This is a genomic window from Terrisporobacter petrolearius (genome assembly GCF_020748185.1).
Classification (GTDB): domain Bacteria; phylum Bacillota; class Clostridia; order Peptostreptococcales; family Peptostreptococcaceae; genus Terrisporobacter; species Terrisporobacter petrolearius.
Genome location: NZ_JAHZMO010000061.1, coordinates 1 through 14,281, shown reverse-complemented (window position 1 = coordinate 14,281; position 14,281 = coordinate 1). Strand labels below are relative to the sequence as shown.

Genomic DNA, 14,281 nt, shown 5'->3' with positions numbered 1-14,281 from the left:
TTTAATAGTGATTTTAATATTTCGCTTTTATTAAACATAAAAAGTGTGCACCTTCCTTTTGTAATGATTTTTAATATCTAAATTATCACCACTTTATGGAAGAATACACACTTTATTTTAAAGACCCTAATATAATATAATAAAAAAAAATAAACTAAAAGATGAGCTAATTTATTTTACGCCATTTCAGATTCAATGCTTTTATATATGTTCCCTTATAATTATAATCTTCATTTTCTAATTCATCATCTGCCCAAAATACACTTTCATCATTAACTATTAAAGTTGCAGCGTATATCTCTCTTGTGCGATTTTCTCCTAGACCTCTCAAATTTAATGCAATAAGCCCTTCAAAACATAATTCAACAACTCCATGCCAACTAGAATTATCGGATTGCACTTTTAATTGTGTTTTCCCATAATCCTCTTCATATATCAATTTATCCAAACAATATTCTACCCTTGCGTAATAATTTAAGAACATTACGTCTTAAGTAAAATATAGACATTGCGCATAGTTTTCAAAAACTTTGTTATTGAGTTATTGCTCTATTACTATTTCTCCTTCATTCAATGGTTCTTCAAATCCATGGAGGTAAGCAGTTAAGATATCATCTGTGATTGGAAAAGCAGCATTGGCATCAAAGCGCTCACTTCTTTTTTTTAGTCGTGTTTGCAAAAGTTCAGGGGTAGCTTTCATATAAATTAATTTCCACTGGCCCCCCGCTTTTTCAATAAGTGTTTTATATCTACCACGTTTTGCACGTTGCCAAAAACTAAAGTCAATAACTACATTTTTTTTCTGTTGGATAAGAATTGTTAACTGTTGAGATAGTTTTTGCTCTACAATCTCAGAATATTCGTCATACTTCTCAACAGGATAATCTATTCCATAGCGTCCATATGTAGACCATAGTTTTTCATCAATAGAAAGACGTATATACCCCTCTTTTTCAAGTTGTTGTGCATAAGTAGTCTTACCTGAACCTGCTACTCCACACATCATTACAACAACCGATAGCAAATCTTTGTTACTCTTTTCTATCATTTTTATACCTCCTATACATGTTTGACTGAATATCATATATCTACTTCAGTTCGTACTTTGTAACTATTGTAACATTCATTATCGCTCTAAGAAGTTCATAAATAATTTATGTGTGTAATTTTTTAAGCATAAAAAAGAGGGTATTAGGCTAATACTCTCTTTCTTCTCAATATATTAATGATTCGTGTTAACATAAGTTGCAGTTACACCAAAACTTAAGAAAATTATTGACTAAATTCAATAGTTATATTAAATAACACTAATAAATATATTCAGTAACTAAATCAGTAAAAAGTATGCCTTCTAAATGGTCTATTTCATGACAAAAGCATTTTGCTAAGTCTCCTATCCCTGTATATATAACTTCCTCTCCATTTTCATTTAATGCTTGTACTGTTACTTTCCAAGGTCTTATTAACTTTCCACATTTATTTGGAATGCTCAAACAACCTTCTATAACTTCTTGTGTTCCTTCTTGTTTAATTATCTTTGGATTAACTAACTTTATAAGTCCTTGCCCCATATCAATCACAACTAATCGCTTCAATATACCTATTTGCGGGGCAGCTAATCCTCCACCATTTTCCGTATTATACATGGTATCTGCCATATCATTCAATATCTGTCTTATTTTATCATCTACAGTTTCAACTACTCTGCTCTTTTTTCTCAGTATGTCATCATCAAACAGTCTAATTTGCCTTAATGCCATTTAAATTACACCTCTACTTTGCTCTGATCTTGATTTTCTCTCACTTTCTTCAAAAATAAAAATTTTTTCTATTGTACTATGAAATATCCTCGCAATATCATAAGCCAACCATATAGACGGTTCAAATTTTTCCGTTTCAATTGAATTAATTGCCTGTCTTGACACACCTACAAGTTTACCTAATTGTTCTTGGGTTAGCCCTAATTCTTCACGAAACTGTTTTAATTTATTTTTCATAAATATCACTCCTGTAATGTTTACCTTACATTTATAATATAATATTGTTTTTTGTATGTCAAGTTAACCTTACACAACATATGCCAAGTAACTTACCTTAATTTATTTATATAAATTAAGGTAAAAGTACAACTCGATATTATGACGTATTATATAACTATTGTTCACCAAATCGGGTCTATAAATCGGAATTTACTAAGATGGATATTGTTCTCATAATCTATAGTTATGAATTTTCATTTTTACTCCGTTACGCACAAAATCATGCTTTTCTGAAATAAATTTAAATCCAAAATGTTGAAGAATTTTTTCACTTGCTATGTTATTCTCTACTACATCAGCAAATAAAGTAATTTGATTGTACTTTTCCCTCATAAATTCCAATAACCACTCTGTAGCTTTTGTTGCATATCCTTGATTCCAATATTTCTTTCATAAATGAAAGCCTATTTCGTACTCATTAGATCTACGAGGCCTCAATCCACAACATCCTATCAGTTCATTGGTATCAAGCTCAAATATTGGCCAATATTGAACTTGATATTTCTCTAAATTAGATATTTCAATATTAAGACGATTAATAATATCTTTCTGAGAGAATATTTATGTGGATTATTCCCCGGTACATACAAATCTCTAGTAACTTTTGACTGTTTCAAGACTTCTTTGATCTCACTAGAAAATTTTATCAATTCTTCTTTGTCTTGTAAATTTGGTCTTCCAGTGGCAAATTTATGCACAATAAAATGTTCTGTAACAGAAGCTATTGCTGCAATGGAGAAAAATCCTAATGTTATTAATGTATCTTTCAATTCTAACAATATATCTTCATATGCTCTCTTACCGTATGTTGCTACTAAAATAGCTTTTGAACCATTTCCCTTTAGCTTCTCTTAATATTAGCCATTGCTGCCATTGGTACACGGCCACCAAAAGACGGAACTGCTATAATGCAAAGGTCTTATGTAGATTTCGAGAAATCTCCCATTCTATTTGACAAATCTAATTCTATTGTTTCAAAATCAAATTGTCTACTTATTAAATCTGCTACTTTTTTAGTTCCACCTGGGGGACTAAAATAAATTTTAAATAATTTCATATATGCTATATCTCCCCCTCTAAATTTGAAATTTATTTTTTTAAGAATGTAGGTTTTAGTAATAATCGAGATGCTATCATGAGAGTAAATAAAATTATAAAGTATGGTACAAATCCAGGTAAACTTACGGGTAAGGATGTAAATATAGGCTCCATTAATAAAACTCCAATAAAAACCATAATATCATAACTAAGCATCCCCTACATTAAAATTGTATTTATAATTCATATCTCATTAAAATTAAAGACTAATTTGTATTCTCTTTTTTACTTTTGAGCACCAATTTTACTTTTAATCATATTTATATTTTCCTTATTATAACCCAATTCACTACTAATTCTTATAATCCTATTATCATAAACAACTATCCTAGCATCCATAAAATCTGATACATAAACTTCTTTTGCTCCTCAGTTTTTTAATTCATCTTTATCCGTTAATTTTTTATAATAAACATCATAGTCACTATATTCGTCTAAAAAAGAATCTAAAGCCTTATTTATGATTTTGTCATATTCACTCTCAAATATTGAGTATAATATACTAGCTGTATACTCATGTGAATATTCGTTATAATAGCTATTGCTTGCTTCATCATAAGCTTTTTGAACTGTTTCTTTATAGGTATCATCATAATACTCAACATACTTTGCAAAAGGAGATGAGGAACTTGATTTAGTACACTCTCTTCCTTTTTCAATATCCACATTAAAATCCTCCAAGGACAAAGGCATCTCCTCTTTTGAAATATTGCTGCTGTTATCAAGTTGTAAATACCCTATACTTATATAACCCAATACTAAATAGGGCATCATTATAAAAATAGTTATTGCTATTGTCCAAATTATAAAAGACTTGTTACTTATAAAAAGTATAAAAAACTTTGTAGATGATAAATAATTTAATAAAGAAAGCAATATTATTAAAAATATATTAATTAAAATTCCAAATTCACCCATAAACACTTTGCTAAATTTCAATTTTTTCTTCTCTATTCTTTTTGGGCTACCTCTATTTATGAATATTTGTAAATCATCATTGCCACAAATATGTTCCAAGTTTTCTTCCTTAGCAGAATCTATATATTCCTTGGTTGGAACATGTTTAATTTCTAATGGATGTCTATCTGTAATGTCTACAAAGAATTTTATAGGTTTAGGATCTGTTTTTTCAAAGGTTAAAAGCATTTTGCTTACTTTACTTATCATCCATCATTCTAGTGCCTTTTTACTTAGATATTCTTCTAGGCTTTCTGTATCTAGCAGGTCAAATGTGTTTATTTTTAGCAATTCATTTTCTCCTATTTTCATAAAATCCCCCTTTTTAGTTATCATCCTTTTACTTTATATAAATATATCATTTTAGTTGCATACCCTTTACAATATAATAAATTTGTTTATTTATTATTAAACTTAATATTACTTATAATTAAGTTACATGAAAATACTATGAATAAAATAACTCCAACGAAAGATATCACCCCAAATACTCTATATAGCAACTCTGTAAATAAATTAGCACCTACGCTACCATCAAAGATTGCGTACGTTGCCTGAATAAACATTGGCGTTTGAAGTAATGTAAGCATAAAACTTCCTAAAATACAGTATAGTAATTTAACATTTTTTGAATTATTCATTTATTTATTCCTCCCCCCTCTTTTACATAAAAAAAGAGCATCTTGTAACATTATACTGCTTTTCACTTCTTAGAATTTTGGTCTAACAATTGTGATCAGTACAACATATGATCTCTTACTTTCAAATATAAAATTACAAATTTAAATTAGCTATTTAAATAATTTGAAGATTTATTTGATTTTTTCAATATATCTGTCCACCATGCAGTTCAACCAAAGACTTTACAAGAGAAAGGCCTATTCCAGTTCCCTGATTGTTTCTTGCAAGAGTATCATCTACCTGTTTATATATACTACTAAAATTTTATATTTCCTTGTTTTTTTAAAAATATTTCTGAATATTTCTCCATTATGCTTTAATTCAACAAAAATAGATAGCATGTTTTTGACATAAATTATCAAGAGCTGCACCCTCGGCAGGCTGTGCATCATAGTCAAGGTATTCCAATAGCTTGACTTGCCTAACATGAAAAATCAATGAACACCATATAATCAACTTGTAATTATTTTTATATATTAGATAAATATATTACATGTTAAAATAAAGTTATTAGTGATATCATTAATAATAGGGTTCATCAATTTTTATAATATGATACTCTTCATGTTTACACCCTTTGTACTTAAATTTCTAGATGCTCACAATTAGGAAAGAATATATAGGTAACTTGAACCTATATATATGTAAAAATTGGTTTATTAGATATAGATTAGATAGGAGGTAGCTTAATTGATAAAAAAAAGTTTCATTAACATTTCATGCTTTTTACTATTATTAACTTTAGTTGGATGTAGTTCTTTTGTTTCTCAAATTGATTTGACTAAGTTAAGTAGTGCTGATGATGTTAATAACGCCTATAGTCAAAATTTAGATAAAATAAAAAATAAAGAGCAAATTCAAGAATTAAATATAACATCCTTAGATCAAATTCTTAAGTATGCACAAAATGCAAAAAACATTTCTTCAGAAAGTCAGAATTCATCAGATAAGATAGAGTTAATAAATAAACTTGTTATTTTAGATGATTTATCTGTTAATACAAATCAAAATTTAAAAGATCAAACATTACAATATTTAGAATCAGAGTATAAAAATAACAAATTTAAAAATGATTTAGAAAAAAATTATTATTTAACATATTATCTTGTAAACACAGTTTCTTCTGAAGGTAACCATCCACATAAGATAATTATTGCTATGAATGATTTTATAGAGAATACTATAAAGTTAAAAGACTCACAAAATGACAAAGAAGCTCTAGAAAGATTGATAAAAGATAATAAAGAAAAAATTAACAAATCTGTTTATACAATTACTGAAATGTATGATTCTAACGGCAATAAGATTGAATATTAAATAATAAAAAACTCCTACGACAAAATAATTTATGTAGGAGTTTTTTATTCAAATTACATTTTTATATTCTTTACCAATTACCTTTAACTTTAGGGTTTCTAGATGAAATTTTTATTCTTGTATCAACATAACCTACGCCATTAGAGAAAGGTGAATACCATCCATTAGCAAATACTCTGTCTATATCTTTAGCATATATGGATTTGCTCTTTTGGGTTTTGAGAAGTACTCGTTTAATAATACATTTCAAAACTCATGTTCATCTCAAATTATCCCCCATTTTAAATAATCCCATATAATTACTATTTTCTTTTTAAGTAAATACAAATTGTCTTAAATACATTAACTAAAAAAGTGTCCACTAAAACAAATATTTTCGCGAAATCATAAAATAATTATAATATTTATTTCATAATACATTAATATTGTTCATAAAAAATTAAAAATTTAGCTAAATCTAAATACAATATTATTTATTAAAATATGCCTCATATCCACAAATTAATAATCCTACGACTAAAATAATAAATGAAATAATAAAAGGTATCATCAAGTCATTTACAAGCAATGAACCAATTAGTCCTTCTATATTATCATAAACTCCTGGATTTATTATTGCATAAGCAAAACAAAATGCAAAAAATACTATTCCTAAGAAAGATATGATTACCCCAAATAAAAATCTTTTCATTATCTTCTCCTCAATTCCATAAATACATATTTATACATATGTTATCATATGTACAAGTATTTCGCATTATATAATAATTGCAGCTATTGGAGATTTAAAAAATAGCTTTACCTTAGTATTTGAAGCCTTCAATATCTAAGGTAAAGCTATTTGTAAAATAATTCACTTTTATGATAATTCAATTATGGCATTTATATTGTCATTACTTTTAGCTGTAACAACATATTTATTATCTTGTTCTAAATAATAGCATTCAACTTTTTCTCCATAAACTATCTCTTTTTTGTATACTATTCGCACATTATGGAAAACTTTATTCTTATAAACTTCATCTGGTAAAATTTCATAAGCCATATCTAGATAGCTTAGATTATGCATATGTTCATTTATATCTATATCTCTTCTTTGGATATAATAGTCTTTTTTGAAAATATAATCTTCGTATTTAACATCTTCCATTTCTTCTTCAAATACTTTTTTATCTGCTTCTGTTTCATATAAATTAGCAATATCTTCTGTAATTCTTAATGGTCTTCTCCTATCTATATCAACCAATATCCATCTTGATGTTGCAACTGCGATTACATTTCCTTCTTCATCTTTTATTTGAAAATCACGATATGCATATATTCTTTTAACTCCTCTTGACCAAGTCTCTGCTATTACCTTGTCATTATACTTAGGTCTTTTTATAATTTTCAGCTTCCAATCTAAAATCATCCATCCTACTCTTTTAGTTTCTACTTGAAAAAGTCCGTATCCAACATAGTCACTATGAAGTCCAGATACATCTTCCATTATTGCAAGTATGGCTTTATTAGTGGCTTCATTATTTACTCCTATTTCCTCCATACCAATTCTATAGTTGCTACTGTATATCATAACTATTCACCTTTCTATTAAATATATCTATTTTTTACATCTTATATAGTATTATAATTATATCTGTTAATTATTAAACTTCCATACATATTCATATACATATTTTTTCATATAGTTATACATAAAAAAATTGTACCACTATTTGCCCTTCTTTGAAACAGTAATAAGTTCTTCATATAAACTATCAAAAACTGTACCCCTGGAGAAATTCTAAGACACACATTTACTCAGTTGCTATCCATGACAACAATTTAAAGTTAAAATCATACAGTATTAGTAAGCTTATAAAAATATGTGAAAGGATAGATTAATTTGAACAAATCATTACTAAATTCACTTAGGGGTGGCGGATATATACTATATGCAAGGCATGGGGAAGCAACAGTAGGAATAGATCAGCCTAAATTTAATTTTTCAAATTGTGTTACACAAAGAAATCTTTCGGATATGGGGAGAAAACAGGCAGTTTACTACGGAAATTTTCTCTACTGTTTGCAAGTTCCTATTAGTTATCCCGTCATAGCCAGCCCCTTTTGTAGAACCATAGAAACAGCACAATTGGCCTTTGGGTGGCAAAACCTGCAGGTTGATCCCTTTTGGTTTGAAATATATAGATTGAGCGGAAATTTATTTAATGCTGAACAAAAAATGATATTAGATACTCTTGAGACAAGGTTAGAAATTCTACCGCCACAGGGAAGCAATAAGATTATTATTGCTCACAGTTTTCCAGAGGGAATTGGATTGGGTCCAATATCCAACATGGGGACAGTAATTGTTAAGCCGAAAGGCCAGGGAAAGGGTTATGAAATTGTTAGTAAATTATCTTTATTAGATTTAGCAAACTTACCTAGATAGCTTCTATCACTAATACACCTTCTAAATATAACTAAATATAGTTATATTTAGAAGGTGTATTAATTGTAATTTAACTGCAAATGAAATATCGAGTAGGAGCTAAATAATTATTTTATTTAGCGTCCTCTCACACCACCGTGCGTACCGTTCGGTACACGGCGGTTCATTAAGTTCCATGCACTTTTAAATATCTCTTGGAAATACTCATATATCCTATTTCTTCTAGGTATTTATTTGTAAGTGTTTTTGATAGGATTGGGCTACCGGATATTCTCCAGTAGCCTTTTCTTGTATTTGAATATTGGTAGGCCTTATATTTATCCATTCCAAGTTTAACAAGATTCTTACACTTCGTCCTTGGTAATTTCCATTGTTTCCAGATACATGCTCTAAGTCTTCGCCTAATCCATTTTTCAATATTTTGTATATTGCCTTTAGCTTTCGCTATGCCAAAGTAATTAATCCAACCTATCATAAGTTGATTAAGTTTCAACATTCTCCATCCCATATCTATTCCTTTATTTCTATTTGTAATTTCTATTACTTTAGATTTTAGTTTATTATATGAGCTTTCATGTATCCTTATTTGGGCGCCGCCCTTTGTAAAATAGAATGAAAATCCTAGAAATTTTCTGCGACTAACTAAGTCAACGGCACTTTTCTTTTCATTTATTTTAAGTTTTAATTCATTTTCAATTAATTTCTTAATACTGTTTAAAACTCTTAACCCTGCTTTTCTACTTTTAACGTAGATATTACAGTCATCTGCGAATCTACAGAATTTATGACCTCTTCTTTCTAATTCTTTATCAACCTCATCAAGCATTATATTTGATAGAAGCGGACTTAATGGTCCTCCTTGGGGAGTTCCTTCTTCATTTGATACGATAACTCCATTTAACATTATTCCACTTTTAAGATATTTCCTTATTAAGTCTAATACTCTTTTATCTTTAATTTGTCTTGATAATCTATCAATTAAAATGTCATGATTTACTTTATCAAAGAATTTCTCTAAATCCATATCTACTACCCATTTATATCCTTCATTTATATATTCTAAGGATTTCTTTATTGCTTGATGCTGACTTCTGTTTGGTCTAAAACCATAACTACTATTAGAGAAAATTGGTTCATATACAAATGTCAACGCTTGTGCTATTGCTTGTTGTATCATTCTATCTACTACTGTTGGAATTCCAAGCATCCTAGTCCCACCGTTAGGTTTAGGTATTTCTACCCTTCTAACAGGTGATGGTTTGTATGTTCCATCTAATAATTTAGATTTCATTGTAGTCCAGTGCTTTTTGCAATAGTCGTGAAGTTCATCAGTCTTTATTCCATCAACACCGTGACTACCTTTATTCTTGATTACTCGTTGCATAGCACGATACATATTATCTTTTGCTAAGATTTTATCGAGTAAATTATTAGTAGATATTTTTGCACGGTTCTCTATTTCTACCTTCGGTAATACCGAAGCTACGCTATGCACTCCATGTTTATTTCCAGTTTCCAACTTTACTTCCACACGGTAGCCTGAATATTCAGTTGTCTGCACTTTATCCACGTTCTTCAATTTATCCAAAGTTGAAAACCTCCTTAATGTTCAGTCCTTCCTATTGATTGCGCAGTCAATAGTACTATGACGTCTGCTGACTTCTGATAGTTCAATTACATATCACTATGTAGGTTATCATCTAGGAAGTTCATCCTCTATTAATGATATATCTATCAGACCTCCCCAGGTAAGAGCAACAGCCTTCATCTCATATATCTGCTACATTTACTATTAGAAATTTTGGATAGTGTTGGACTTTGTCTTGTTACGCAAACTCGTCCGTTTCCAATAGCCTCATATGTAGTTCGTGTTCCTCAGACCAAGACTTTGCCGTAGGCTTCCTTCAGATTCCACCTCACGATGGACACCCTTGCCATTAGCTAGCGGTTCCCACTATCAAGCCCGCAACGGACTTTCCCCGTCAAGTTGTTGCCCATGCTGGGCACACATAAAAAAGCTACTGATAAATATATCAGTAACTTTACAACTTGTACTTATATTAAGGTTAATATCCCGTAGCAAATTCGTAGCATAATCTTGCACAATGCATACAAACCATTGCACAATGTTGAGAATGATGATCAGAGAATTTTGCACATTCTTGTCCGCAACATTGACAAATATTAGCGCATAAACCAGCTATTGATCTATCATACATACTCATACGTGCAACAAACTTAGCAGTTAACATACATATATCTGCACAGTCATGAAGAAGGCTAAGTTGCGTCATCCTTTCTTCGCATCCATGTCTTCTTTTTATCATTGTCTTTGAGTGTTCACAAACTGATTCACAGTGTTGTAGAGCTTCTATTAAATCTTCATGCTGATGTTCCATCATGTGTTCCATCCCCATTACACTTCCATTATGGTCCATCATACCTTGCATTCCCATTACACAATTATTGGATCCCATTATGTCTTCCATCCCCATTACATCTGTATTATTTCCCATCATGTCACTATACTTGTGACAATAGTTTTTACAATCCTTTTTCATATAGCTACCCCTTTTCATATATTTGTATAGAAATAAATCTAAAACTTATCTCTGTATAAATATATGAAAATTGGACAAAAAGGCTCTTTTTACTATGCAAAATCTTTTTGATTGGGATGGTTCTTTGCAATACCTCCTATTTGACCAAATGGGCTAAAGGTATCAAATGTATTTCTATTTGTGACATAGTGACAAATGGTTTTTTAGCTACAATTCTGTGTTATTGCAACTTTGCTAATCATATTATTGTAATATAAATAAATAATAATAAGGAGTATATATTAAATGAAAAAAATTAAAGTTAGTTTACAGCCTATTGTTCATAAAATAAATTTACCTACTGTTTTAAAAACAACTGTCATGCCAGGTGATTCAAGTGAAAGTTTATTTATTGCAACTCAGGTAGGAAAAATTTTTTACATCTCAAATGGAGCTATAAATACCTTTTTAGATATTCAGTCTCAAATAATAAAGCTAGGTACTTCTAATGGTGGATATGATGAGCGAGGATTACTAGGCCTAGCATTTCACCCATCATTTTATTATAACGGTCTGTTTTATCTTCATTATTCTGTAGCAGGAACACAAGGTCCTGGTGCTCTTTCAAAATCTTTTAAACCTAATCCTTGTGACTCAGAAACTTTAAATCTACAATGGACAAATAGAGATACTCAATATGATCATATTGATACAGTTGAAGAATGGATTTTACAACAAAGTGGTCAACCTGAAAAAAAACGAACATTACTTAATCTGAGAAGACCATTTTCCAACCATAATGGTGTCAATAGTTTAAACTTTTCCCCTGAAACTGGAAGACTTATTTTAACAACTGGAGATGGTGGCTCAGGCTATGATCCTTTTAACTTAAGCCAGAATAATATGGAAATCTGCGGTAAAATAATTGAAATTGATGTAACTAAGAATACATTAATTAATAATCCACCTGTAGTCACACGTTTTGATGAACTTCCTATATCTATTCAAGAAACCCTTACAATAATGGCAAAAGGAGTTCGAAATATACCTGGCATTTCATTTCAGAGGTTTTATAACCAATATATAAAATATGCAGGAAATGTTGGGCAGGATTTGGTAGAGTCAATTTTTTCATTTGTTAATTATAGACCAATGCCAGTTACTCAGCTTGTTCAATCTTATTTAAAATCCCAACCTGAACAAGAAAAATTTATTAACTTCGGTTGGCGAGGATGGGAAGGTACTTTACCTACTTCACTTATAGGAGATTGCTCTGATAGTCCTACTTTGAATGATATAAGAATTGCTTATTACAATGAAGCAGTAAAAACTTCCCCACATCGTCTTTCACCTCTAGTTTGTTATTTTCATAAAGATTCACGAACAGACAAATTTACTGGTTCTGCACTTACAGGTGTTCAACCATATATGGGAAATCTAATTCCTGATTTAACAGGAAGTGTTGTGTTTACTGACTTTGCACAAAATGAAAGATCTGAATCTCCAGCAAGAGGAGTTTTAGCTTATACAAGGGCAGCAAGAAGTTGTAAGCTAAATGATTTTAGTATTATTGATATTGATTATGATTTTGGGTCCCAATCATCTTATTATGTTTGTCTGGGAACGAACATGAATCAAACCAGACTTTATTTAGGTGTTTATGGTTCTGCCAAGGTATCGAATTTTAACAAGGGTACTATTTTTGAAATTATTCCTTCTTAAAGTTCATTAGATTATTAAAGGTTTTCTATCAAATGTTATAACTATATTGTACAAGGAGGCATTAAAATTGAATAAAATGAATGCAAGCAGTTTTGTCTGTGTTGGAGGCATATTAACAACATTAGCTGTTTTATTCCAATCGTCACCTATACTTTTACCAGCTATTGGCTTGTTCTTAAGTCCGTTAAGCACTCTACCGATTACAATAGCTGCTGTGTGTAGTATTCCTCTTGGTTTTGCTGTATTTCTTTCCTCTGTATTAATTCTTACTATGATTAGTATTCAAGAATCAATAATTCTGCTTTTCACCACAGGTTTGCTAGGCATTGTTATGGGGGGATTGCTTTTTAGGAAGGGAATAATAAGTTCCATACTATTTTCAAGTGTAGCACTATTAATTGGGATGGCATGTTTAACTTATATAGTAGGTATTCCAGCCTTTGTAGATTTAGCTAATTCATTTTCAACGGCTTTAACTTTTTTCATATTTTTATTATTTTCACTTATTTATTCAAGTATTTGTAATATTTGCATTAGTAAATTTATAAATTATCTTAAAGAAATAAAAATAATTAGTTAACTATTGTGAACTTCTTATCTAATGATGAACCATAGCATTAAGAATGCTAATGTAACAATGGTTTTTCAATTCCTAAGTAATTTATTTAAAAGTGTATCATATAATACTATAAAAGTTCATAAAAGGGGTGATAAATAAAAATGCCTAATATACCGAACCAGTATCCATATCCTTGTATTATTCCACCGCAAATGTACAACATGTACCCATACCCTTTTTGGGGTAACCAACAAATGTATTATAATATATATCCCTACTATTTTACACACACTAAAAAAACATCTAAAAGAGCTGATATTATATTAAAGGATTATGGTCCAAATCCTATTGTTTTTAATATTGAAGATGTAACCAAACAAAACAATACTTTCCGTACAGTCTTGTGGACAGGATCACATTTGCAAGTTACTCTAATGAGTATTGATGTGGGTGATGACATAGGTCTTGAAGTTCATACAGAAGCAGATCAATTTATAAGAATTGAAGATGGTGACGCCCTTGTTCAAATGGGAGATAATCAATATAATCTTGATTTTGAAAGAAGAGTCTCTGCTGAATATGCTATTATTATACCTGCTGGAAAGTGGCACAATATTATAAATATAGGAAATAGACCAATTAAACTATATGCCATTTATGCTCCACCTGAGCATCCAAAAGATACAGTACATCCAACTAAAGCAGATGCAGAGGCTGCTGAGTCTAGGTGGAATTAATCCATATATTAATTTCACAATGTAATAGGAGCTGAATAATTTATTTTATTTAGCTCCTATTTTAATAACATCTGGGAATGTAAAATAAAGTGTGTAAGTTGACAAGATTGTTGTCAGCTTATGCACTTTTTTGATTATAGAGTGTGATACCATTAAGGAAAGGAACTTAAAAAGATGAGGTATGATACTATGGTTAGAAA

At 29.9% G+C, this 14,281-nt stretch carries 18 protein-coding genes and 1 pseudogene; 6 read left to right on the top strand and 13 right to left on the bottom strand.

The genetic code is table 11. From position 1 onward, the window contains the following. Positions 1 to 166: 166 nt before the first annotated feature. The 5 genes and pseudogenes from K0040_RS18550 to K0040_RS18530 form a co-directional block, all read right to left on the bottom strand. Positions 167 to 448, bottom strand: coding sequence for a hypothetical protein (locus tag K0040_RS18550; protein WP_228110212.1), 282 nt, complete (start codon positions 446 to 448; stop codon positions 167 to 169). Between the two features lie 93 nt (positions 449 to 541). Next, positions 542 to 1,048 (bottom strand): P-loop nucleotide/nucleoside kinase family protein, encoded by a 507-nt coding sequence (locus K0040_RS18545; protein ID WP_228110211.1) that lies wholly within the window; start codon positions 1,046 to 1,048, stop codon positions 542 to 544. A gap of 259 nt (positions 1,049 to 1,307) precedes the next feature. Next, positions 1,308 to 1,760: a peptide deformylase gene (gene def, locus K0040_RS18540; RefSeq protein ID WP_228110210.1), complete on the bottom strand. Its 453-nt coding sequence runs from the start codon at positions 1,758 to 1,760 to the stop codon at positions 1,308 to 1,310. Then, the gene (locus K0040_RS18535) at positions 1,761 to 1,997 is read right to left on the bottom strand and encodes a helix-turn-helix transcriptional regulator (protein ID WP_228110209.1); all 237 of its coding nucleotides are present in this window, start codon (positions 1,995 to 1,997) and stop codon (positions 1,761 to 1,763) included. It abuts the gene before it with no gap. A 213-nt stretch (positions 1,998 to 2,210) separates the two neighbouring features. Then, positions 2,211 to 2,414 (bottom strand): annotated as a pseudogene (locus K0040_RS18530) (GNAT family N-acetyltransferase); the annotation flags it as partial. Between the two features lie 249 nt (positions 2,415 to 2,663). Between K0040_RS18530 and K0040_RS18525 the strand changes: the two are divergent. After that, a complete protein-coding gene (locus K0040_RS18525; protein WP_228110207.1) occupies positions 2,664 to 2,894 on the top strand; it encodes a hypothetical protein in 231 nt (76 codons plus the stop codon). Positions 2,895 to 2,958: 64 nt separating this feature from the next. Here K0040_RS18525 and K0040_RS18520 read toward each other — a convergent pair whose 3' ends face one another. The 3 genes from K0040_RS18520 to K0040_RS18510 form a co-directional block, all read right to left on the bottom strand. After that, positions 2,959 to 3,096, bottom strand: a complete 138-nt coding sequence (locus K0040_RS18520; protein ID WP_228110206.1) for a hypothetical protein — start codon at positions 3,094 to 3,096, stop codon at positions 2,959 to 2,961. A 410-nt stretch (positions 3,097 to 3,506) separates the two neighbouring features. Continuing rightward, positions 3,507 to 4,304, bottom strand: coding sequence for a hypothetical protein (locus K0040_RS18515; protein WP_228110205.1), 798 nt, complete (start codon positions 4,302 to 4,304; stop codon positions 3,507 to 3,509). A 188-nt stretch (positions 4,305 to 4,492) separates the two neighbouring features. Next, positions 4,493 to 4,735, bottom strand: coding sequence for a hypothetical protein (locus tag K0040_RS18510; RefSeq protein ID WP_228110204.1), 243 nt, complete (start codon positions 4,733 to 4,735; stop codon positions 4,493 to 4,495). A 730-nt stretch (positions 4,736 to 5,465) separates the two neighbouring features. Between K0040_RS18510 and K0040_RS18500 the strand changes: the two genes are divergently transcribed. Beyond that, entirely contained in the window at positions 5,466 to 6,092 is a 627-nt protein-coding gene (locus K0040_RS18500; RefSeq protein WP_228110203.1) for a hypothetical protein, read from the top strand. Positions 6,093 to 6,162: 70 nt separating this feature from the next. Here K0040_RS18500 and K0040_RS18495 read toward each other — a convergent pair whose 3' ends face one another. The 3 genes from K0040_RS18495 to K0040_RS18485 form a co-directional block, all read right to left on the bottom strand. Further along, on the bottom strand, positions 6,163 to 6,342 hold the full coding sequence (locus tag K0040_RS18495; protein WP_228110202.1) for a hypothetical protein: 180 nt from the start codon (positions 6,340 to 6,342) through the stop codon (positions 6,163 to 6,165). A 219-nt stretch (positions 6,343 to 6,561) separates the two neighbouring features. After that, positions 6,562 to 6,783, bottom strand: coding sequence for a hypothetical protein (locus tag K0040_RS18490; protein ID WP_228110201.1), 222 nt, complete (start codon positions 6,781 to 6,783; stop codon positions 6,562 to 6,564). A 168-nt stretch (positions 6,784 to 6,951) separates the two neighbouring features. Continuing rightward, positions 6,952 to 7,665 carry an acyl-[acyl-carrier-protein] thioesterase gene (locus K0040_RS18485; RefSeq protein ID WP_228110200.1) on the bottom strand — a complete coding sequence of 238 codons (714 nt, stop codon included), beginning with the start codon at positions 7,663 to 7,665 and terminating at the stop codon, positions 6,952 to 6,954. Between the two features lie 312 nt (positions 7,666 to 7,977). On the opposite strand from K0040_RS18485, the gene K0040_RS18480 reads away from it, so the two are divergent. After that, positions 7,978 to 8,523: a histidine phosphatase family protein gene (locus K0040_RS18480; RefSeq protein WP_228110199.1), complete on the top strand. Its 546-nt coding sequence runs from the start codon at positions 7,978 to 7,980 to the stop codon at positions 8,521 to 8,523. 166 nt (positions 8,524 to 8,689) lie between these two features. Here K0040_RS18480 and ltrA read toward each other — a convergent pair whose 3' ends face one another. Both ltrA and K0040_RS18470 read right to left on the bottom strand, forming a co-directional pair. After that, on the bottom strand, positions 8,690 to 10,111 hold the full coding sequence (ltrA, locus tag K0040_RS18475; RefSeq protein ID WP_228110198.1) for a group II intron reverse transcriptase/maturase: 1,422 nt from the start codon (positions 10,109 to 10,111) through the stop codon (positions 8,690 to 8,692). A 478-nt stretch (positions 10,112 to 10,589) separates the two neighbouring features. After that, positions 10,590 to 11,084, bottom strand: coding sequence for a four-helix bundle copper-binding protein (locus K0040_RS18470; protein WP_228110197.1), 495 nt, complete (start codon positions 11,082 to 11,084; stop codon positions 10,590 to 10,592). Positions 11,085 to 11,444: 360 nt separating this feature from the next. On the opposite strand from K0040_RS18470, the gene K0040_RS18465 reads away from it, so the two are divergent. The 3 genes from K0040_RS18465 to K0040_RS18455 all read left to right on the top strand — a co-directional run bounded on the left by K0040_RS18465 (position 11,445) and on the right by K0040_RS18455 (position 14,081). Further along, on the top strand, positions 11,445 to 12,785 hold the full coding sequence (locus tag K0040_RS18465; RefSeq protein WP_331476367.1) for a PQQ-dependent sugar dehydrogenase: 1,341 nt from the start codon (positions 11,445 to 11,447) through the stop codon (positions 12,783 to 12,785). A 76-nt stretch (positions 12,786 to 12,861) separates the two neighbouring features. After that, a complete protein-coding gene (locus tag K0040_RS18460; protein ID WP_228110213.1) occupies positions 12,862 to 13,365 on the top strand; it encodes a hypothetical protein in 504 nt (167 codons plus the stop codon). 233 nt (positions 13,366 to 13,598) lie between these two features. After that, on the top strand, positions 13,599 to 14,081 hold the full coding sequence (locus tag K0040_RS18455) for a cupin domain-containing protein (RefSeq protein WP_331476365.1): 483 nt from the start codon (positions 13,599 to 13,601) through the stop codon (positions 14,079 to 14,081). Positions 14,082 to 14,281: the final 200 nt, after the last annotated feature.

What these genes read in the sequence shown, in the direction of transcription:
- K0040_RS18515 (WP_228110205.1), bottom strand. Translation starts at nt 4,304, where the DNA reads ATGATAAGTAAAGTAAGCAAAATGCTTTTAACCTTTGAAAAAACAGAT.
- def (WP_228110210.1), bottom strand. Translation starts at nt 1,760, where the DNA reads ATGGCATTAAGGCAAATTAGACTGTTTGATGATGACATACTGAGAAAA.
- K0040_RS18470 (WP_228110197.1), bottom strand. Translation starts at nt 11,084, where the DNA reads ATGAAAAAGGATTGTAAAAACTATTGTCACAAGTATAGTGACATGATG.
- K0040_RS18520 (WP_228110206.1), bottom strand. Translation starts at nt 3,096, where the DNA reads ATGAAATTATTTAAAATTTATTTTAGTCCCCCAGGTGGAACTAAAAAA.
- K0040_RS18535 (WP_228110209.1), bottom strand. Translation starts at nt 1,997, where the DNA reads ATGAAAAATAAATTAAAACAGTTTCGTGAAGAATTAGGGCTAACCCAA.
- K0040_RS18465 (WP_331476367.1), top strand. Translation starts at nt 11,445, where the DNA reads ATGCCAGGTGATTCAAGTGAAAGTTTATTTATTGCAACTCAGGTAGGA.
- K0040_RS18545 (WP_228110211.1), bottom strand. Translation starts at nt 1,048, where the DNA reads ATGATAGAAAAGAGTAACAAAGATTTGCTATCGGTTGTTGTAATGATG.
- K0040_RS18460 (WP_228110213.1), top strand. Translation starts at nt 12,862, where the DNA reads ATGAATGCAAGCAGTTTTGTCTGTGTTGGAGGCATATTAACAACATTA.
- K0040_RS18485 (WP_228110200.1), bottom strand. Translation starts at nt 7,665, where the DNA reads ATGATATACAGTAGCAACTATAGAATTGGTATGGAGGAAATAGGAGTA.
- K0040_RS18490 (WP_228110201.1), bottom strand. Translation starts at nt 6,783, where the DNA reads ATGAAAAGATTTTTATTTGGGGTAATCATATCTTTCTTAGGAATAGTA.
- K0040_RS18510 (WP_228110204.1), bottom strand. Translation starts at nt 4,735, where the DNA reads ATGAATAATTCAAAAAATGTTAAATTACTATACTGTATTTTAGGAAGT.
- K0040_RS18455 (WP_331476365.1), top strand. Translation starts at nt 13,599, where the DNA reads ATGTATTATAATATATATCCCTACTATTTTACACACACTAAAAAAACA.